The 17547-nt window shown below is 58.1% G+C and carries 20 protein-coding genes; 3 read left to right on the forward strand and 17 right to left on the reverse strand.

Annotated features, from left to right (window positions below; all coding sequences use genetic code 11):
- Positions 1-14: 14 nt before the first annotated feature.
- The 9 genes from ACOTTU_RS15425 to ACOTTU_RS15465 form a co-directional block, all read right to left on the reverse strand.
- On the reverse strand, positions 15-983 hold the full coding sequence (locus ACOTTU_RS15425; RefSeq protein ID WP_425659330.1) for an ABC transporter permease: 969 nt from the start codon (positions 981-983) through the stop codon (positions 15-17).
- The gene (locus ACOTTU_RS15430) at positions 983-2077 is read right to left on the reverse strand and encodes an ABC transporter permease (RefSeq protein ID WP_425659332.1); all 1095 of its coding nucleotides are present in this window, start codon (positions 2075-2077) and stop codon (positions 983-985) included. Before ACOTTU_RS15430 ends, ACOTTU_RS15425 begins: the two co-directional genes overlap by 1 nt.
- A 3-nt stretch (positions 2078-2080) precedes the next feature.
- Positions 2081-3646 carry an ABC transporter ATP-binding protein gene (locus ACOTTU_RS15435; RefSeq protein ID WP_425659334.1) on the reverse strand — a complete coding sequence of 522 codons (1566 nt, stop codon included), beginning with the start codon at positions 3644-3646 and terminating at the stop codon, positions 2081-2083.
- A gap of 2 nt (positions 3647-3648) precedes the next feature.
- Positions 3649-4647, reverse strand: coding sequence for a BMP family lipoprotein (locus tag ACOTTU_RS15440; protein WP_425659336.1), 999 nt, complete (start codon positions 4645-4647; stop codon positions 3649-3651).
- A 159-nt stretch (positions 4648-4806) separates the two neighbouring features.
- Complete coding sequence (locus tag ACOTTU_RS15445) at positions 4807-5202, reverse strand: GNAT family N-acetyltransferase (RefSeq protein ID WP_425659338.1); 396 nt, start codon at positions 5200-5202, stop codon at positions 4807-4809.
- Positions 5203-5213: 11 nt separating this feature from the next.
- Positions 5214-5828, reverse strand: a complete 615-nt coding sequence (tsaB, locus tag ACOTTU_RS15450; protein WP_425659340.1) for a tRNA (adenosine(37)-N6)-threonylcarbamoyltransferase complex dimerization subunit type 1 TsaB — start codon at positions 5826-5828, stop codon at positions 5214-5216.
- Between the two features lie 9 nt (positions 5829-5837).
- A complete protein-coding gene (locus tag ACOTTU_RS15455; protein ID WP_425659342.1) occupies positions 5838-6287 on the reverse strand; it encodes a GFA family protein in 450 nt (149 codons plus the stop codon).
- Positions 6288-6294: 7 nt separating this feature from the next.
- On the reverse strand, positions 6295-6858 hold the full coding sequence (locus ACOTTU_RS15460) for a NifU family protein (RefSeq protein WP_298914760.1): 564 nt from the start codon (positions 6856-6858) through the stop codon (positions 6295-6297).
- Positions 6859-6976: 118 nt separating this feature from the next.
- Positions 6977-7432: a universal stress protein gene (locus ACOTTU_RS15465; protein WP_298914761.1), complete on the reverse strand. Its 456-nt coding sequence runs from the start codon at positions 7430-7432 to the stop codon at positions 6977-6979.
- A 144-nt stretch (positions 7433-7576) separates the two neighbouring features.
- Here ACOTTU_RS15465 and ACOTTU_RS15470 point away from each other — a divergent pair, with 144 nt between their 5' ends.
- Complete coding sequence (locus tag ACOTTU_RS15470) at positions 7577-7972, forward strand: BLUF domain-containing protein (RefSeq protein ID WP_425659344.1); 396 nt, start codon at positions 7577-7579, stop codon at positions 7970-7972.
- On the opposite strand, the gene ACOTTU_RS15475 is transcribed toward ACOTTU_RS15470, so the two are convergent.
- Both ACOTTU_RS15475 and ACOTTU_RS15480 read right to left on the reverse strand, forming a co-directional pair.
- Positions 7967-8833 carry a branched-chain amino acid aminotransferase gene (locus tag ACOTTU_RS15475; protein WP_425659345.1) on the reverse strand — a complete coding sequence of 289 codons (867 nt, stop codon included), beginning with the start codon at positions 8831-8833 and terminating at the stop codon, positions 7967-7969. The two genes, ACOTTU_RS15470 and ACOTTU_RS15475, sit on opposite strands and share 6 nt — an antisense overlap.
- Positions 8834-8897: 64 nt before the next feature.
- Complete coding sequence (locus ACOTTU_RS15480; protein ID WP_298914772.1) at positions 8898-9125, reverse strand: hypothetical protein; 228 nt, start codon at positions 9123-9125, stop codon at positions 8898-8900.
- Between the two features lie 124 nt (positions 9126-9249).
- On the opposite strand from ACOTTU_RS15480, the gene ACOTTU_RS15485 reads away from it, so the two are divergent.
- On the forward strand, positions 9250-9966 hold the full coding sequence (locus ACOTTU_RS15485) for a M48 family metallopeptidase (RefSeq protein WP_425659450.1): 717 nt from the start codon (positions 9250-9252) through the stop codon (positions 9964-9966).
- A gap of 19 nt (positions 9967-9985) precedes the next feature.
- Here the strand turns inward: ACOTTU_RS15485 and ACOTTU_RS15490 are convergent, their stop codons facing one another.
- The 3 genes from ACOTTU_RS15490 to rimO form a co-directional block, all read right to left on the reverse strand.
- Positions 9986-10336 carry a hypothetical protein gene (locus ACOTTU_RS15490; protein ID WP_425659347.1) on the reverse strand — a complete coding sequence of 117 codons (351 nt, stop codon included), beginning with the start codon at positions 10334-10336 and terminating at the stop codon, positions 9986-9988.
- Between the two features lie 83 nt (positions 10337-10419).
- Positions 10420-10662 (reverse strand): CDGSH iron-sulfur domain-containing protein, encoded by a 243-nt coding sequence (locus ACOTTU_RS15495; protein WP_425659349.1) that lies wholly within the window; start codon positions 10660-10662, stop codon positions 10420-10422.
- A gap of 137 nt (positions 10663-10799) precedes the next feature.
- On the reverse strand, positions 10800-12173 hold the full coding sequence (rimO, locus tag ACOTTU_RS15500) for a 30S ribosomal protein S12 methylthiotransferase RimO (RefSeq protein WP_425659351.1): 1374 nt from the start codon (positions 12171-12173) through the stop codon (positions 10800-10802).
- A 68-nt stretch (positions 12174-12241) separates the two neighbouring features.
- Between rimO and ACOTTU_RS15505 the strand changes: the two genes are divergently transcribed.
- Positions 12242-14170 (forward strand): AsmA family protein, encoded by a 1929-nt coding sequence (locus ACOTTU_RS15505; protein WP_425659353.1) that lies wholly within the window; start codon positions 12242-12244, stop codon positions 14168-14170.
- 108 nt (positions 14171-14278) lie between these two features.
- Here ACOTTU_RS15505 and kdsA read toward each other — a convergent pair whose 3' ends face one another.
- From kdsA to ACOTTU_RS15520, 3 genes are read right to left on the reverse strand one after another with little or no spacing between them, the layout of a single operon-like run.
- The gene (kdsA, locus tag ACOTTU_RS15510; RefSeq protein ID WP_425659355.1) at positions 14279-15112 is read right to left on the reverse strand and encodes a 3-deoxy-8-phosphooctulonate synthase; all 834 of its coding nucleotides are present in this window, start codon (positions 15110-15112) and stop codon (positions 14279-14281) included.
- A 1-nt stretch (position 15113) separates the two neighbouring features.
- On the reverse strand, positions 15114-16766 hold the full coding sequence (locus ACOTTU_RS15515; RefSeq protein WP_425659357.1) for a capsule biosynthesis protein: 1653 nt from the start codon (positions 16764-16766) through the stop codon (positions 15114-15116).
- Entirely contained in the window at positions 16744-17403 is a 660-nt protein-coding gene (locus ACOTTU_RS15520; RefSeq protein ID WP_298914792.1) for an ABC transporter ATP-binding protein, read from the reverse strand. The genes ACOTTU_RS15515 and ACOTTU_RS15520 overlap by 23 nt, the downstream gene beginning before the upstream one ends.
- Positions 17404-17547 lie beyond the last annotated feature (144 nt).

The following is a 17547-nucleotide window of genomic DNA, read 5'->3' on the forward strand; positions in this document are numbered from 1 at the left end:
CTGGCCTTATGTGTTTAGCGTTCCTTCACATATGGTTCGCCGCCGGCACGGGGTGGAATGGCTTTGCCGACAAACCCTGCAAGGATAATCACGGTCATGACATAGGGCAATGCTCCCAGCAAAGCGCCTTGAACCTTGATGCCAAGGACCGCCTGAATGACATCCGGCCGGGTTTCCAGCGCGCCGAAAAGGCCGAAAAGAAGTGTCGCATAGAGCGCGTGCCAGGGACGCCATTTGGCAAAGATCAGCGCGGCCAGCGCAATAAAGCCACGACCGGCGGACATGTCCTTGACGAAACCGGCCTGAAGCGCCGTCGACAGATAAGCCCCGGCGATGCCGCACAGCACGCCGCAGATCATCACCGCCGCATAGCGCAGGCCAACGACGGAGACGCCGGCAGTATCGACCGCGGCCGGGTTTTCCCCCACGGCGCGCAGACGCAGCCCGAAACGGGTGCGGAAAAGGATCCACCAAGTGAGCGGTACCATGGCAAAGGCGATGTAGACCAGGATGGAATGGCCTGAGATCAGCTCCTGGTAGATCGGTCCGAGAAAGGGAATGGCCCCAATGCTCTCGGCGAAGGGTAGGATCAGGGGTTCGAACCGCCCACCACCCATAAGCGAGGGCGTACGCCCGCCCTGGCTGAACCAGTCCTGCGCGATCAGAACTGTCAGTCCGGCGGCCAGAAAGTTGATCGCAACGCCCGAGATAAGCTGGTTGCCGCGAAATGTGATCGAGGCCAGACCGTGCAGCAGGCTGAACGCCATGGAGGCGGCGATGCCCGCCAGCAACCCCAACCAGACGGAGCCGGTCAGCGCGGCGATGGCGGCAGAAAAGAACGCCGCCGCCAGCATTTTACCCTCAAGGCCAATGTCGAAGATGCCCGCGCGTTCGGAAAAGAGACCGGCAAGACAGGCTAGCAATAACGGCGTGGCCAAGCGCACGGTGCTGTCGAGAAGCTGGATAAGGGTCAGGAAATCCATCAGGCTTTCCCCCGGCGCATCATCAGGAATATCCGCTCCAGCGGCATGCGCACCATGTTATCGAGCGCGCCGGTAAAGAGGATCACCAGCGCCTGGATCACCACGATCAGTTCGCGCGGGATGTTCGTCCAGAGCGCCAGTTCCGCCCCGCCCTGATAGAGAAACCCGAAAAGCACGGCGGCCAGAAACACACCAAAGGGGTGGCTGCGCCCCATCAGCGCCACGGCAATCCCGATGAAACCGGCCCCTTCAACGGCGTTCAGCACCAGCCGCTCCGCTTCGCCCATCACATTGTTGATGGCCATCATCCCGGCCAGCCCGCCGGAGATCAGCATGGCAATCATGGTGATCGCTGTGGGGGAAATACCGCCATATCGGGCCGCAGGTTCCGATTTGCCATAGCTACGAATTTCGTAGCCCAGCCAGGTACGCCAGAGCAGGAACCAGACCAGCACGCAAGCCAGCACCGCAATTAGGAAAGTCACATTCGCCGGGGCAGCCTTGGAAAAATTGATGCCGATGGGGGCCAGCAGATCATGCAGGGTCGGCAGATGTACGGTTTCCGGGAAACGCGCGGAGGCCGGGTCCATGCTGCCCTGCGGGCGCATGACGTTCACCAGCAGGTAGTTCAGCAGGGCCGCAGCGATGAAGTTGAACATGATCGTCGTGATCACGATGTGGCTGCCGCGTTTGGCTTGCAGATAGGCGGGAATTGCGGCCCAGGCGGCTCCGAAGATTGCCGCGCCTACGGTTGCGCCCAGTATCGCCAGCGTCCAGTGCGGCCAGGGGATAAAAAGGCACACGAGCGCCACACCCAGCCCGCCCAGCATTGCCTGACCTTCGCCGCCGATATTGAACAATCCGGCATGGAAGGCGACCGAAACGGCCAGCCCGGTGAAAAGGAAGTTGGTGGCGTAATAGAGCGTGTAGCCCCAGCCATAGGTGCTGCCCAATGCGCCGGTGACCATGAGGTTCACCGCCGCAATCGGGTCTTCGCCAATCGCCATGATGACCAGCGCCGACAGGATCGCCGCCAACAGCAGCGAGATGAGCGGCACGAGGATCACCTCGGCCCATTTTGGCATCACTTCCATGCGTTAGCTCCCCACACCGGCCATCAGAAGCCCCAATTCTTTTTCGTCGGTCTGGGCAGACTGACGCTCCCCCATGATGTGCCCGTCAAACATCACCGCAACACGATCTGCCAGCGCCAGAATTTCTTCAAGCTCGACAGAGACCAGCAAGATTGCCTTGCCCTTGTCACGAAGTGCCACGATCTGCTGGTGAATGAATTCGATGGCGCCGATATCCACACCCCGTGTCGGCTGGCCGATCAACAACAGGTCCGGGTTACGTTCGATTTCGCGCGCCAGAACAATCTTTTGCTGGTTCCCGCCTGAAAAGTTCTTTGCGGCCAGCGCCGGGTTTGGCGGGCGCACGTCGAAACGCGTCATTTTTTCTTCGGTGTCACCCTTGATCGCGGCGTTGTTCAGCAACAGACCCGACTGATAGGCAGGGTCGCGGTGATAGCCAAAGGCGGTGTTTTCCCAGGCGGAAAAATCCATGATCAGCCCCTCGCGCTGGCGGTCTTCGGGCACATGGGCGATGCCGCGCGCGCGCCGAGACCGGCCATCTGCCTTTTTGCCGCCAAGTTCCAGAGGTTGGCCATTGATGCGAATATCACCGGTTGCCGCGGCGTATCCTCCCAGCACTTCCAGCAGCTCGGACTGCCCATTGCCCGCAACACCGGCAATGCCCAGAATTTCACCGGCCCGCACTTGCAGATCAATTCCCTTGACGCGCTCGACACCGGCATCATCCACCACACGCAACCCCTTGATGTCCAAAATGACATCGCCGGGTGTGGCCGGGGCCTTGTCAACACGCAGCAAAACCTTGCGGCCGACCATCAGCTCTGCCAGTTCGGCGGGCGAGGTCTCGGCGGTTTTGACGGTCGCGGTCATTTCACCGCGCCGCATAACGCTGACCGTATCGGTGGCTTCCATGATTTCACGCAGTTTATGCGTGATCAGAATGATGGTTTTGCCCTCTTCGCGCAGGCGATCCAGAATGCGAAAAAGCTGATCTGCCTCCGCAGGGGTCAGCACGCCCGTGGGTTCGTCCAAGATCAGAATATCGGCCTGACGATACAGCGCCTTGAGGATTTCGACACGCTGTTGCATGCCCACACCCAGATCCTCGATCACCGCGTCGGGGTCCACATTGAGGCCGTATTCGTGTTCCAGTTCTAAAAGCGTCTTGCGGGCCTTGGACAAGGAGGGTTTCAGCAAACCGCCGTCTTCTGCGCCCAGAATGATATTTTCCAGCACCGTGAAATTCTCGACGAGTTTGAAGTGCTGGAAAACCATCCCGATGCCTGCCGCAATGGCTGCCTGGCTGTCCGGGATTTCGGTTTTTTGTCCGCCGATGAAAATCTCACCCTTATCGGCTTTGTAAAATCCGTAGAGGATCGACATGAGGGTGGATTTGCCCGCGCCATTTTCGCCGATGATCCCGTGGATCGTGCCGGGCATGACGCGAATGGAGATATCCTTGTTGGCCTGAACCGGCCCAAAAGCTTTGGAAATACCTTTGAGTTCAATGGCCGGAGCAGAACCCGGAGCGGCAGTTTCCTGCCGCCCCGACGTGTTTTCAGCGCTCATGCTCAGAAGCTCAGAGCAGGGCAGCTGTCGTCCGAAGTGTAGTCGTGAACCGCCGTCGATCCATCGACAATGCTTGCCTTTGCAGCATCGACCTTGGACTTCATATCGTCGGACACAAGGGCGGCATTGTGTTCGTCCATTGCGTAGTCAACGCCTTCATCCGCGAGCGTCATCGCGCGGAAACCGGGCTTCACATCATCGCCCGCTTTCATGATGTCATAGACAGCCACGTCCACGCGCTTGAGCATGGATGTCAGAACCTTGCCGGGGTGCAGCGGGTTCTGGTTGCTGTCCACACCAACGGACAGGATGCCTTCATCGGCGGCCGTTTGCAGAACACCAACACCGGTGCCGCCTGCTGCGGCAAAGACCACATCTGCGCCCTGGCTGATCTGCGCCTTGGTTAGCTCAGATCCTTTCACCGGATCGTTCCAAGCCGATGGCGTGGTGCCCGTCATGTTGGAAATGACCGTCGCATCGGGGTTCACCGCCTTGACACCCTGCGCATAGCCGCAGGCGAACTTGCGGATCAATGGCACGTCCATACCGCCGATAAAGCCAACGGTACCAGATTCAGACGCCATGCCCGCCATCATACCCACGAGATAAGACCCTTCGTGCTCGGCAAAGCCGATTGTCAGAACATTGTCCTGATCAGGTACCCATCCGTCGATGGTGACAAAAACGGTGTCAGGGTAATCGGGCGCAACCTGCCCGATTGGATCGCTCATGGCAAAACCGGTTGTGATCACCGGATTTGCGCCAGCTTCTGCAAAGCGGCGCAGCGCCTGTTCGCGCTGCGCTTCGGATTGCAGTTCGATTTCCAAATACTTGCCACCGGTTTCGTCGGCCCAACGCTGCGCGCCATTATAAGCGGATTCGTTGAAAGATTTGTCGAATTTGCCACCCAGATCAAAGATCAGCGCGGGGTCTGCCAGTGCGGCACCAGCTGACAGCGCAAGCGCTGCGGTGGCGCCGAGGAATTTATGCATTAGGGTCATTCAGGGGTCTCCCAGTTGTGATTTTGGGGTAACGTTTCGGCAGTGTTCGGCGTCTCGTCACCCAGTATGAGCAGAGGTAATCTGTTCCTGCGTAAATTAGGGCCTAGCTGACGGGCAGGGTCAACCGGTTTTTCAAGAGATGCCGGGGGTTTTGGCTTGTTACCCGTGGGTTAGCTCAGCGCGCATGATCACCGCATCGACCGGATTGCGATCACGGCGCTTGTAATAGCCTTCCCGCCGCCCGCATTCCGCGAATCCATGTTTGACATAGAGCGCCTGTGCCGCGTCATTGTCAGCGGCGACTTCGAGAAATGCCGCCTTTATCCGAGGGATCGAGAGCCATCTGACCATCAGGGTGGTCGCAATCCCCTGTCGCTGCCGCGCAGGATGAACCGCGAGGGTCAGCAATTCTGATTCCCCAGCAACCGTCGAAATCAGCGCGAATCCATCCACCTGGGTGAGCAGATCAATATGGTTGCCCGCCGTCAGATCGGCGAACTCGGTCTCTGACCACGGTCGATCGTCATGGAAGGCAGCGGCATGTATTTCGGCCATCTGCGCTGGCGTCACGGCAGAATCACCGGTGGGGCATCGCGCGCCGGGGCGGCATCAGCGGGCCGCAGATAAAGCGGTGCCGGGCGAGGGGGCGTATGCTGGTATCTCTCGGCCGTCAGCCGGGCGATGGAAACCGCTCCTTGATGCCGGGGTGCCTGCCCGGTTGCGCCGACAAGAGGTCCTTTGAATTCCGGCAGCTCATCTGCAGGAACCAGAATCGGTTTCTGCGCAACTTCGCCGTCAAAAACTTCCAGATACAATTGATCCCGGCGCGCAGCGATTGCACAGGCACAGGGACCGCTGGTTCCCAATCTGAGCGCGTCAAACCCCGAAACGCCGACAGCGGGGATGCCCAGCCCCAGTGCCAATCCACGCGCGGCTGACACCGAGATGCGGATGCCGGTGAAATTCCCTGGACCAATTCCGACCCCAACCGCACTGAGATTTTTGAAATTGAGGCCAGCGCTTTGCAACAGCTCTTGGCAAAGCCCAATCAATCGTTCGGCCTGACCTTTTGCCATGTGTTCTTCGGCCTGTGCGACGATCTGGTCACCGACCAGAACCGCCGCCGCACAACATGCCGCAGAGGTATCAAAGGCCAGGATGATGGGGCTTGGGAGTGGCATTGCGCGGCGCTATCTGGCCGGCTCGTCGGAAAGAAGCGCGTCTCTGCCGCTGTTTTGTTGCCTGGGCAGCCCATCCGCGAGATGCAGCCAGGCGTAGGTCGAGGCCGCATGGCAATGCATCGAAGGTTGCAGCTTATCTGCCTGATCCAGAAGCCCAAGTGGCACGTAAACCTGGCCGGGCAGATAGTCGTATCGCGCGGCCAGAGGCGAGCCGCAGTCCTTGCAAAACCACCGATCCACACCCGGATGGTGCGAGCACGGCGGGCCCGGATCAGGCGAAATGGTCAGTATGGCTTCGGAAAACCCTGCAAAAGCGGCCAGCGGCGCGCCAGTGACGCGCTTGCAATCAGAACAATGGCAATAGACAACGCTTAGAGGTTCGGAAGATGCACGCAGCGATTTTGCCCCGCAGTAGCACCTGCCGGTGATCTTTTCCTGTTGATTGCTGTCGTTTGCCATCAAGGCGTTACGGAGCGACCGGGCGGACTTCGGTAACTTCCGGGATGTAATGCCGCAGCAGGTTTTCGATACCCATTTTCAGGGTGAGCGTGGATGACGGACATCCCGCGCAGGCCCCCTGCATGTGCAAATAGACAACGCCGCGGTCAAAGCCGTGGAAGGTAATGTCGCCACCGTCCTGAGCCACCGCCGGGCGCACGCGGCTGTCGAGCAATTCCTTGATTTGACCCACAATCGCACCGTCTTCGCCAGTATGTTCGGCATGTCCGGAAACAGGTGTGTGGTCCCCGGCCATAACCGCCTGACCGGATTGAAAATGCTCCATAATCGCACCCAGCAGGGCGGGTTTGATATGATCCCAATCGACCGCATCTTCTTTCGTAACAGTCACAAAGTCCGTCCCGAAGAACACGCCGCTTACACCTTCAACCGCAAAAATTCGCGTGGCCAGCGGTGATTTGTCAGCTGTGTCCGCCGTTGGGAAATCGGCTGTCCCCATTTCCAGCACGGTCTGTCCGGGCAGGAATTTCAAGGTGGCCGGGTTTGGGGTCGATTCTGTTTGGATGAACATGGGACATCTCCTGAAGCTGATCCAGATATGCGGATCAGTGCCTCCTAAGTCAAGGTTTGGAATCATTCTAATCTGTCAAATCAAGCCGGATCACGCCCGGACACGTTTGATTTGTGGATCAGGTGATGGCTTCCAGTTTTTCTTTGCTCAGATCGCCGGGCACGATGGTAATCGGAATAGGCAACGCACCTGCACTTTTCGTCAGTTGCGTCACAAGCGGGCCGGGGCCCTTCTTGTCCGTGCCGGCACCCAGAACCAAAACGCCGATTTCGGAATTTTCGTGAATCCGGGCAAGAATTTCTTCCACCGGACGTCCTTCGCGGATCACCAGTTCGGGATCGATTCCCTGCCGGTCACGCATCCATTTGGCAAAGACCTCGAAATGCACCTCAATGCGTTCACGGGCCTCTTCGCGCATGACCTCGCCCACGCCGATCCAGTGATTGAACTCATCTGGCGGGATGACGGAGAGGATTTCGACCCCGCCGCCTGTATGAGCGGCCCGCATGGCTGCAAATCGCATCGCATTCAGGCATTCGCGACTGTCATCAAGCACGACGAGAAACTTACGCATCTTTCGATGTCCCCCTTTATTGGCCAGATCATGACCTCAGATTGAAGGAGGCGCAATCTCATTCTACGGCATCGTTTTTCTGGACAGACGGTCTCGCAAGCGAGATGGTAGTGTTAAGTTCTCGGGGGGGCAGGCGGGATGCCCATGCTGCAACTTATATATGCGTCGCGGCCATTTGGTTACGATTTGAACATGCTGGCCAGTATTTTGGCCACATCTCGCGAGCGCAATGCCCGCGCCGATATTACAGGTGCCCTGATTTGCCGGTTCGATATCTTTTTGCAACTGCTTGAAGGGCCCAAAGCTCAGGTCGAGTCCACATTCGAACGGATTTGTGCGGATGATCGGCACGTGGACGTTCTGCCGCTGGTCTCGGAACCGGTCGAAGATCGGCTTTTTCCGCAATGGGCCATGAAACACGACCCCGCTGTTTCGTGGCTTTGGTCGCCTTTGGAAATTCACATGGGCGCGTTGGAAAACGCAAGCGTCCGGGACATTCGCGCCATTTTCCTCAAGGTCGCCTTGGCCGACGGGTCATAGAGGCTCCGAGGCTGCCCAATCCCAATACATCTCACGCAATCTGCGCGCCATGGGACCAACCTGATACTGTGTGTTCTCAAAGGCCTTAACAGGTGTGATCTTTGACATGTTCCCGGTCATGAAGACCTCATCGGCCCCGTGAAAATCATCAAAGCTGAGAACCTGTTCGTGCACCTTGATCCCGTCTGCGGCCATGTTTTTCATATGGCGCGCTCGGGTAATGCCTGCAAGGAAAGTGCCGTTGGCGATTGGCGTGAAGACTTCACCGTCCTTGACCATAAAAACATTCGCCGTGGCGGTTTCCGCGACATTGCCCATCGCATCGGCAACAAGCGCATTGCCAAATCCTCGGGCGCGGACCTCCGTCAGCATCCGCGCGTTATTGGGGTAAAGGCACCCGGCTTTTGCGTTGACGACGTTGTCCTCCAGAACCGGTCGCCGGAACCGCGTGCGCGCTAAAGTGGTTGCCGCATCGGCCGGAGCCATGGGGATCTGCTCAAGGCTAATGGCAAATCCCGTTTCTTCGGGGCGTGGCACGATCGCTGTCTCGTCGCCATGAATGCCCCAGTACATCGGCCTGATGTAGACGGCGTCGTCGGGTCCGTAATGCTTGAGACCTTCGCGCACGATATCGATCATTTCTTCGGTTGTTACAGTGGGCGTCAACATCAGGGCCTCCGCCGATTTGTTGACCCGGGCACAGTGCGGCGCAAGGTCGGGCGCGCGGCCTGCAAAGAACCGTGCGCCGTCAAAAACGGTCGTTCCCAACCAGGCGCCATGGTCAGCGGCGTTCATGATCGGCACATCGCCGCGGTGCCATGTGCCGTTGAAATAGGTCGTAATGTTTGATCCAACGCTCATATGCAGGGTCTCCTGACCTGAGTGCATCTCCGACGCACGGGTCTGTTGTTTCTTGTGATATCCGTTAGCGGGCCCGGTAGACACCTTCCGGCAGATTCAGCGCGGCAGTCAGGTCACGCCATTGTTCTGGCGACAGGGAAATCGACACGGTTCGATCTGTGCGCGAATCGTATTGGTTCAGCAGGATGGCGCTTTCCGTCGCGTGGACCGTGACGTCCTCCTGCAACGGGGCTTTTCCATCATCCACAAGTGTGACAACTGTGGCATCAAATTCGTGCTCAATCGTAAACATGAGCGCAGACTACGCCATGTTTGTTGCAATGCAAGAGGGACAAAGCTGCGTGATCGGGGTGGTCGCTGACGATGAAAGTGCTAATGTCATGCGCGGTAAACGCAGTTCCGGAAGGAAGCAGAAAATGCGATTAAACAGTGTGGTGCCTATTATTGCGGCAATGGCCCTGGCAGGGTGCGAAGTGACGACAACATCATCGCCGGTCAACAGTCCCGCGCCTCAGGCGCAGTCGAGTGGCAGTACGATTTCGGCTCAGAATGCGACACGCGCGTTCCGCAGCGTCGTCAGCACCGTCGAACCAGTGGCAGAGCGCGAATGCCGGGCCCGTACTTCGCGGGTCAATTGCGATTTCAAAATCCTCGTGGATGAAAGGCCAAACCAGCCCGCAAATGCCTTTCAGACGCTGGATAAATCGGGCCGCCCGATCATTGCCTTCACTCTGGCGCTGATAAAGGATGCCCGGAACACGGATGAGCTGGCCTTTGTGATGGGGCACGAAGCTGCGCATCACATCGCAGGTCACATCGCGCGTCAGCAACAAAACGCTGTCGCGGGTGCCGTCATTGCCGGGAGCCTGGCGGTTCTACTCGGCGGGACCGGGGAGGCGGTCGAATCTGCGCAGCGCACCGGAGCACAGGTTGGCGCGCGGACCTACTCGAAAGATTTCGAACTGGAAGCCGATGCGCTGGGCACAGTAATTACAGCGCGCGCAGGCTATGATCCCTTGCGGGGCGCGGAATTCTTCACGCGGATACCTGACCCGGGAGATCGGTTCCTCGGCACCCACCCGCCGAACCGACAGCGCCTTGAGACCGTGCGGCGGACGGCGGCGGGCTTATAGAAACCGCAACCAGACCGCGTTACCTGGGCTTATTGCCATCAATCCATTTCGACATCATCACCTTGTCTCGAAAACACTCATGCGGAATTTCACGGCGTTTGATCCGTGCAATCCGTTCGGCAAAGGCAACCTGCTTGGAAGATGGGTAGTTGGCAAATTTGCCGGAAGGTGCTTTTGGCTTGTGCGCGTCGATCCATCGGGAAAGGGCCGCGCGGTCCGCGGCGGCGCGCCGGGGAATGGTCGCACCGGTTCTCAAGGCGATGGTTTGCGCGTACCGCACCTGTTTTTCCGTGGCTGGTTGTGGTTCGCCAATGGGTAAAGCGCCCTGTTCAGGCGCAAATAGGTTCGGAAATTGAGGTTCAAATGACATCATATGCCTCCGATCTGTTCCATTAATAAATAGAACATAAAGAGAACAAATTCAAGATGCGCCGCGCGTTGGATGATTCCAGATCAAAGTTTTGAGTGGCTGCCATCGCAAAGAGGCGCTTTTTCGGTCGCTTTGCATCCGCAGAAAAACAGCGTTTTGTCGGCCTCGGCCGTATATTTCAAGGGTGAGAAAGAGGTTTCCTTGTGCGATCCGTCGCAAAAGGGCTGTTTGGAGGAGCGACCGCAGCTGCACCAGAAGTAGGTTTTTCCTTCGGTTACGTCGACGCGGTATGGCGATTTCTGTGCGATCTTTGGCGTATTGGTCATGTTGGCTCCGTCACAAGTGAATTGGCTTGGCCGCAGAAGTCGGCATTGCGAGCATACCGGAACCTCACCAAAATCCCGCGTCAAATCTGAACCGGTTCTTTGTTGCGGGCGGGCTCTGGAAAGCCCCGGACAGACGTTTAGCCCACCAAACGGCCCCAAAGGTCGTATTCACCGGCCTCATCGACCTTCACGGTAACGATGTCTCCTACGGACAGGCGGTCGAAGTTTTCATCTATAAAGAGGTTGCCATCAATCTCAGGCGCATCGGCCATGGTGCGACAGGTCGCCGCCTCATCATCTATTTCGTCAACAATCACGTCCAAATGTTTGCCGATTTTGGCAGTCAGTTTTGCCTCGGAAATGGCTTGCGCCTTGAGCATGAAACGCTCCCACCGATCCTGTTTTTCATCCGCAGGCACATGGTCGGGCAAAGCGTTGGAGCGCGCGCCATCGACGTTTTCGTATTGAAAACAGCCAACCCGGTCGAGTTGCGCTTCATCCATCCAGTCCAGTAGAGTTTGAAATTCCGCTTCTGTTTCGCCGGGATAGCCGACAATAAATGTAGAGCGCAGCGTCAGTTCGGGGCAAATTGCCCGCCAGGCCGCGATCTCATCAAGGGTTTTTGCGGCGGCGGCGGGGCGTGCCATCCGTTTCAAGACGTCGCCATGCGCATGCTGAAACGGAATATCCAGATAGGGCAAGACCAAACCATCGGCCATCAGTGGGATCAGGTGGCGCACATGCGGGTAAGGGTAAACGTAGTGCAGGCGTACCCAGGCACCCAGAGAGCCCAGATCGCGTGCCAGATCGGTGATATGTGCGCGGCGACCGCGATCTTCAGCATGTTTGATATCAACGCCATAAGCGGAGGTATCCTGACTGATCACCAGCAGTTCCTTGACACCGTTCTCCACGAGTTTTTCCGCCTCACGGATCACCGCATGAGCCGGGCGTGACTGCAAGCGGCCCCGCATGTCCGGGATGATGCAGAACTTACACTTGTGATTGCAGCCTTCGGAGATTTTCAGATAGCTGAAATGGCGGGGTGTCAGGCGAACGCCAGATGCAGGCAAAAGATCGACAAAGGGATCCGGGCTTGGCGGCACAGCGTCGTGCACGGCATCCAGGACCTGTTCATATTGATGCGGTCCGGTGACCGCGAGCACGTTGGGATGGGCCCCAGTTATATAGTCGGGTTCTGCCCCAAGACATCCGGTGACGATGACACGGCCGTTTTCCTGCAAGGCCTCACCGATCGCCGACAGGCTTTCCGCCTTGGCACTGTCGAGAAATCCGCAGGTGTTCACAATGACGGCATTGGCTCCTGCATAGTCGGGCGAAATCCCGTAGCCTTCTGCGCGCAGGCGCGTGAGGATGCGCTCACTGTCGACCAGAGCCTTGGGGCATCCCAAGCTTACCATGCCAATCGTGGGCTGGCCCGGGCGGGTGGGCCCGGGTATTTGGGGCTTGGGGGCCAGATCGGGGCGCAGATTGGGTGGGTTTGTGCTCATGACTTGGGCTATAGTGGAAGTGAGGGGCTCCGAAAAGGGGCCTCATGGGCATAGGTGAGGGTGTGCGTATGAAGTGGGTTTTCCGGTTGATCGGATTGCTGGTCGTGATCGTTGTGGTCGCTGTGGTGTCGTTGTTCTTTCTCCCCGCGGAACGGGTGGCGCGGATTGCAACCGAACAGCTGCGCAATTTCACGGGGCGGGAGGTGTCAATCACCGGCGATGTGGCGTTGACGTTTTACCCGGTTCTCGGCGTAAGGGCTGGCGGGCTGGAGGTTGGGAACGCTGACTGGTCCGAACAAGGCCCGATGCTTCAGGCGGCGAACGCAGCTATTGGCGTGGATGCTCTGGGATTGCTTCGAGGCGAAATTCGGATCACCAATATCGAGGCGGAAAGCCCAACGATCCGGTTGGAGCAACGCAAGGATGGCCGCGCGAGCTGGCAATTCACTGATTCTTCCGGCGAGGCGCAGATCGCCACGGAAATGGCCCCTGAACGGGCATCCCATCCCATCAGTATTGAAAGGCTGAGGGTGACCGATGCCCGATTGATCTATGACGCCGAGGGCAGCGATCTGGTGTCCTATGAAGGTGTTGATCTGACGCTCGACTGGCCCGAGCGACTGGGTGCGGCAGAGATCACGGCCGTGCTGCGTCCCACGGCGCAACCGGTGATGGTTGGTGCCGCTATCGACGGTTTTGCCGGTTTTATCACCGGGGAGACACAGACCTTTACCGCTTCCGTAACCACGGCGGCTGGCAGCGTGTCATTTGGCGGGCGCGCCAGCACCGCGGGGGCTGTGGCCGGGGCCCTGACCCTCAAAACGGACACGACAAAGGCCTTTCTTGAAGCCTTGGGATTGCCCGGCGTCGACTTGCCGAGCAATCTGGGGCGTGTGATCAACATGACCACGGATCTGACGCTGACACCGGATCGCAAGCTGTCGCTGCGCGACCTCAAGGTCGATCTGGGAGACAACAGCCTGACGGGTGCTGCGGATATCGAACTCAATGGCGTGCCGACCATCAATGCCCAGCTCGATGCCGGTGCGCTTGATTTGAAACAGGACACCGCGGAGCCATCAGGCGGCAGCGGCGGCGGTTCGTCGGCGGGTGGAAGCGCCTCAAGCGGTTGGTCGACAGAGCCGATTGATGCCAGCGGTCTGGCGGCTTTCAACGGCGAAATTGCCCTGTCAGCTCAAAGCATCGACCTGGGTCAGTTTCAACTCGGTCAAACCCGCACCATTTTACGCAATGATCGCGCGCGGATGGTCTTTGAATTGCGCGAAGTGCAAGCCTACGGCGGTGATGTCACCGGCGAGTTTGTGATCAACAACCGGTCCGGCCTGTCGGTTGGCGGCAATATGGGCGCGCGGGCCATTCAAATGCAGCCCCTGCTTTCCGATGCTGCGGGATTGAACCGGCTTACAGGGCAGGGGGACGCCAAATTGAGCTTCCTGGGGTCGGGGTCTTCGGTGGATGCAATCATGCGGTCTTTGTCCGGAGACGGCTCGCTGGCGATTGGGAAAGGCACGATCCAGGGGATCGACCTCGACCGATTGATGCGGTCGGGTGATGTCGGGGCGGGTACAACCGTCTTTGACAGCCTGACGGGGACATGGGCGATTGCGTCAGGTGTGCTGAACAACAAGGACCTGCTCTTACAGCTCAAGAACTACCGTGCAACCGGGGCCGGGAACATTGGCTTGGCCGCACAGAATATGGATTACACCGTGACACCGATTGCCTTGCGGGCGAACAGCGGACAGGGCATTTCCATACCAGTGCGCTTTGTCGGGCCATGGTCGGACATCTCCATCCGCCCGGACCTCGAGGCCGCCTTCGAAGCGGAATTGGATGCCAAGAAGGATGAATTGAAGGACAAGGCCAAGGAGAAGCTGAACCAGAAGCTGGGTGTCAGTGCACAGCCGGGTCAATCCGCAGAAGATGCCGTGAAAGACAAGGTCAAAGACAAACTGTTACGCAAGCTATTTGACTAAAGCGTTTCGACGCTACCTTGAGACGTTATGCATCGCTGGTGTCGGTCTTGCCGCATATACCTGTGAGTGGGGTCGCCAGACGCTGCACAGTCAACTGAGTGCGCAGGGTCAAATGCGCAACGGGTTGGCCTTTGCCATGGCGTCAAACTGCATCAACGTCTCGATGAGCTTAGGCATTTGATCAAGATAAATCATATTGGGCCCGTCGCAGGGTGCATTGTCCGGATCCTGATGGGTTTCCATGAAGATGCCGCCCACGCCCACGGCTGCGGCTGCGCGCGCCATGACCGGGGCAAATTCGCGCTGCCCGCCCGAAGAGCCGCCACGCCCGCCCGGCTGCTGCACCGAATGGGTGGCGTCCATCACCACCGGGTAGCCCGTCTGCGCCATCTGCGGCAGTGACCGCATGTCGACCACAAGCGTGTTGTAGCCGAAGGTTGTGCCGCGCTCGGTCAGCAGAATGCGCCGGTTGCCGGTGGATTCGATCTTGGTGACGATGTTCTCCATCTCCCAAGGTGCCAGGAACTGACCCTTCTTCACGTTGATCGCGGCGCCGCTGTTGCCAGCGGCCAGCAGCATGTCGGTTTGGCGACAGAGAAAGGCTGGAATCTGGATGATATCGACCACATCTGCGGCGATGGCGCATTGCGCCTCGGAGTGTACATCGGTGATGACCGGAATCTGGTGGGTCCGGGCCACAGATTCCAGCACTTTCAGGCCTTCGTCGATCCCCATCCCGCGCGCGCCATCCAGCGAGGTGCGGTTGGCCTTGTCATAAGAGGCCTTGAAGACATATTGCGCGCCCGCCGCATCACAGGCTTCTTTCATCCTACCCGCGATCATCTGCGCGTGATCCGCGCTTTCCAGCTGGCAGGGGCCGGCAATCACGGTGAGTGGTCGGTCATTGCCGATTGTCAAATCGCCGACAGAAACATGGGTCATATCAGGAGGTCACCTGTTCGCGCAAAATGGAAGCAGTAAGCGAGATCATCAGGTAGATGCCTGCGAAGATCAAGAAGGCAACAATGGTGTTTTCGAACTTGCGGGGATAACTTGGCTCTTCCGATGGCACCGGTTCCACGCTGGTGGTCAGATATCGTACCTGCCGGTTGGCCTCCATCCGCGTCTGCTCCATCTGCTGCAACGCAGATTGCAACAACATATCGCGTGTCGCAAGGTCGGCCTGCGCCATTTGGATGCGCACGCTGAGCTGCGCGAGGGAGTTCTGGCCCTGGCTGGCATCGGTCATGCGAGCATTGAGCTCGGCCAACTGCTCGTTCAGGCGCCGCACATCGCCTCTGGCACCGTCTACCCGTGACTGGTTTGGTCGCGTATTGTCGAGCAAAGCCGCAAGTTGCAGCTCTTTTTCAAGCAGTTGTATCTCGACTTGGTTGATTTGGCCTCGCAGCGCGGCAATTACCGCTTCCGGATCAAGCGTCGCGCCCTCGATCTGCAGTTTAACCAAAGCTTCCTGCGCAAGGCGGCGCTCCTCTTCGGATTTTTCAAAACTTGCCTGCGCTTCAGACATCTGGTCGCCGCGCTTTTGCTGGCTAAGAGAATTTACCCGCTCCTCCGCATAGTTGATCAGCGCGGCGCTGATGTCCGCGCTCACCTGTGGATCGGCGGCGATGACTTCCATGCGCAACACGCCTTCTGTCGGATCATAGCCAACCTTGACGTTCTTTTTGTAGGTCTTGAAGGCCTGCTCGTTCGAAGGATCAGCGGCCAGGCGCTGGATCGGATCAATGCTCGGTTGCGCGAAATGGGATTTGAACCCAACATCGGCGTCCAGTCGCAACATGGCATCCTTGGATTGCAAATAGGATTGAACCGCGATGCTGTCCTGAGACGTGGCAAACTGGGTGCCGGACAGCAAGCCACCGATACCACCTCCCTGATTGTCGGCCTGAAGTATCAGGAATTCCGACTTGGTCGAATACATTGGCGTGGCAACCGCATAGTAATACCAGCCCGCAAGGATTGTTGGCAGGAATACGAAGAACGACAGACGGGCCAGAAGCATGCCCATCTTGCGGCGGCGGCGTTTGGTGATGTCGCGCTGAATCTCCGAAATCTGCCGATTGCGTAAATCTGCGGGGTTCAGTTCGGTTGACGGCAGAGTTTCCTTGTCCATCGGCAGTGTTTGCGGCAGCTGGACCCGTCCTGTCTCACCGGCATTGCTCGTTTTCCCGTCAGTTTTTACTTTACCGTTTTGGATCGGATCATCCGGGTTTTGCGGGATAACCAGCTCCAGCATGTTCGACCGCTGGAACGGATCAATGCCCCGACTGCGCAGCAGCCGCACAGCGTCGAAATCCGACGTCGCGGCGAGACCGTTCTTGTGAGCCACTCTGCGGGCCATGCGCAATTGGCGGCCTGTCAGCCCTTCACGCCGGATTGCATCAAGCTCGGCAGCCGCGTTTTCGGCACTGGGTGCACGCGCTTTTGGCGTGGCTGCCGGTGCATCCGTTGTCCTGGGTTTTGCCGCGTCCGGATCTTGGGTCGCGGGGCGCTCCGCAGGAGCAGCCTTTTCCGCGTTAGTGCCCGGCGTTGTCCGCTTGATGCGGAACTTTCTAGCTGTGGGTTTGGTAGTCATAAAGCCGTTTCGCTTCTTCCAACGTGTCGAACATGTGAAATTGACCCCCGACCAGAACGGCCGCAGAACGGGCAAATTTCTCAAGCGTTTTTGCCTGATGTGACACAATAATGATTGTTGTGGTGCGCAGACGTTCTTGCAGAATCTCGCCCGCTTTGCGGTTGAACTCAACATCTGTCGTGCCGGGCATGCCTTCGTCGATCAGATACATGTCAAAATCCAGCGCCAGCATGAGCGAGAACGAAAACCGTGCGCGCATTCCGGCTGAGTAAGTGCCAAGTGGCTGGTCGAAATACTCGCCCAGCCCACATAACCAGCGGCAAAAACTTTCTACGTAATCCGGGTCAAGCCCGTACAGACGGGCGATATAGCGGGCATTCTCCATCGCCGAGACCTTTGTCACGACACCGCCCATAAAGCCCAGGGGGAAGGAAATATTACACCCGCGGCGGATTTCGCCTTCATCGGGTTTTTCCAATCCAGCCATCATGTTGATCAGGGTTGTTTTGCCCGTTCCGTTCGGTGCAAGGATGCCAAGCGAGTTGCCAAGCTCAACCTTGAAAGACACATGGTCAAGGATCACCTTGTGTTGGGATCCCGTCCAAAATGATTTCGATACATTTTCGAACGCCAGCATGACCTGCTCCGGTTGCGCGTTGACCCGGACATGGGTCTGCCTGCCCTCTGTTATCAGAGGTTGTTTACGGATTATCTACCTTGTTGGGCAATATTATGTCTTAATTAGAAACAAATGTACAACGGATACGCGGATCGCCATTTT

The organism is Roseobacter sp. EG26, assembly GCF_049830555.1.
GTDB lineage: Bacteria > Pseudomonadota > Alphaproteobacteria > Rhodobacterales > Rhodobacteraceae > Roseobacter.

Bases quoted from the DNA above. Each gene is read 5' to 3' on its own strand.
- ACOTTU_RS15425 (WP_425659330.1), bottom strand. From the start codon at position 983: ATGGATTTCCTGACCCTTATCCAGCTTCTCGACAGCACCGTGCGCTTG.
- ACOTTU_RS15430 (WP_425659332.1), bottom strand. From the start codon at position 2,077: ATGGAAGTGATGCCAAAATGGGCCGAGGTGATCCTCGTGCCGCTCATC.
- ACOTTU_RS15435 (WP_425659334.1), bottom strand. From the start codon at position 3,646: ATGAGCGCTGAAAACACGTCGGGGCGGCAGGAAACTGCCGCTCCGGGT.
- ACOTTU_RS15440 (WP_425659336.1), bottom strand. From the start codon at position 4,647: ATGACCCTAATGCATAAATTCCTCGGCGCCACCGCAGCGCTTGCGCTG.
- ACOTTU_RS15445 (WP_425659338.1), bottom strand. From the start codon at position 5,202: ATGGCCGAAATACATGCCGCTGCCTTCCATGACGATCGACCGTGGTCA.
- tsaB (WP_425659340.1), bottom strand. From the start codon at position 5,828: ATGCCACTCCCAAGCCCCATCATCCTGGCCTTTGATACCTCTGCGGCA.
- ACOTTU_RS15455 (WP_425659342.1), bottom strand. From the start codon at position 6,287: ATGGCAAACGACAGCAATCAACAGGAAAAGATCACCGGCAGGTGCTAC.
- ACOTTU_RS15460 (WP_298914760.1), bottom strand. From the start codon at position 6,858: ATGTTCATCCAAACAGAATCGACCCCAAACCCGGCCACCTTGAAATTC.
- ACOTTU_RS15465 (WP_298914761.1), bottom strand. From the start codon at position 7,432: ATGCGTAAGTTTCTCGTCGTGCTTGATGACAGTCGCGAATGCCTGAAT.
- ACOTTU_RS15470 (WP_425659344.1), top strand. From the start codon at position 7,577: ATGCTGCAACTTATATATGCGTCGCGGCCATTTGGTTACGATTTGAAC.
- ACOTTU_RS15475 (WP_425659345.1), bottom strand. From the start codon at position 8,833: ATGAGCGTTGGATCAAACATTACGACCTATTTCAACGGCACATGGCAC.
- ACOTTU_RS15480 (WP_298914772.1), bottom strand. From the start codon at position 9,125: ATGTTTACGATTGAGCACGAATTTGATGCCACAGTTGTCACACTTGTG.
- ACOTTU_RS15485 (WP_425659450.1), top strand. From the start codon at position 9,250: ATGCGATTAAACAGTGTGGTGCCTATTATTGCGGCAATGGCCCTGGCA.
- ACOTTU_RS15490 (WP_425659347.1), bottom strand. From the start codon at position 10,336: ATGTCATTTGAACCTCAATTTCCGAACCTATTTGCGCCTGAACAGGGC.
- ACOTTU_RS15495 (WP_425659349.1), bottom strand. From the start codon at position 10,662: ATGACCAATACGCCAAAGATCGCACAGAAATCGCCATACCGCGTCGAC.
- rimO (WP_425659351.1), bottom strand. From the start codon at position 12,173: ATGAGCACAAACCCACCCAATCTGCGCCCCGATCTGGCCCCCAAGCCC.
- ACOTTU_RS15505 (WP_425659353.1), top strand. From the start codon at position 12,242: ATGAAGTGGGTTTTCCGGTTGATCGGATTGCTGGTCGTGATCGTTGTG.
- kdsA (WP_425659355.1), bottom strand. From the start codon at position 15,112: ATGACCCATGTTTCTGTCGGCGATTTGACAATCGGCAATGACCGACCA.
- ACOTTU_RS15515 (WP_425659357.1), bottom strand. From the start codon at position 16,766: ATGACTACCAAACCCACAGCTAGAAAGTTCCGCATCAAGCGGACAACG.
- ACOTTU_RS15520 (WP_298914792.1), bottom strand. From the start codon at position 17,403: ATGCTGGCGTTCGAAAATGTATCGAAATCATTTTGGACGGGATCCCAA.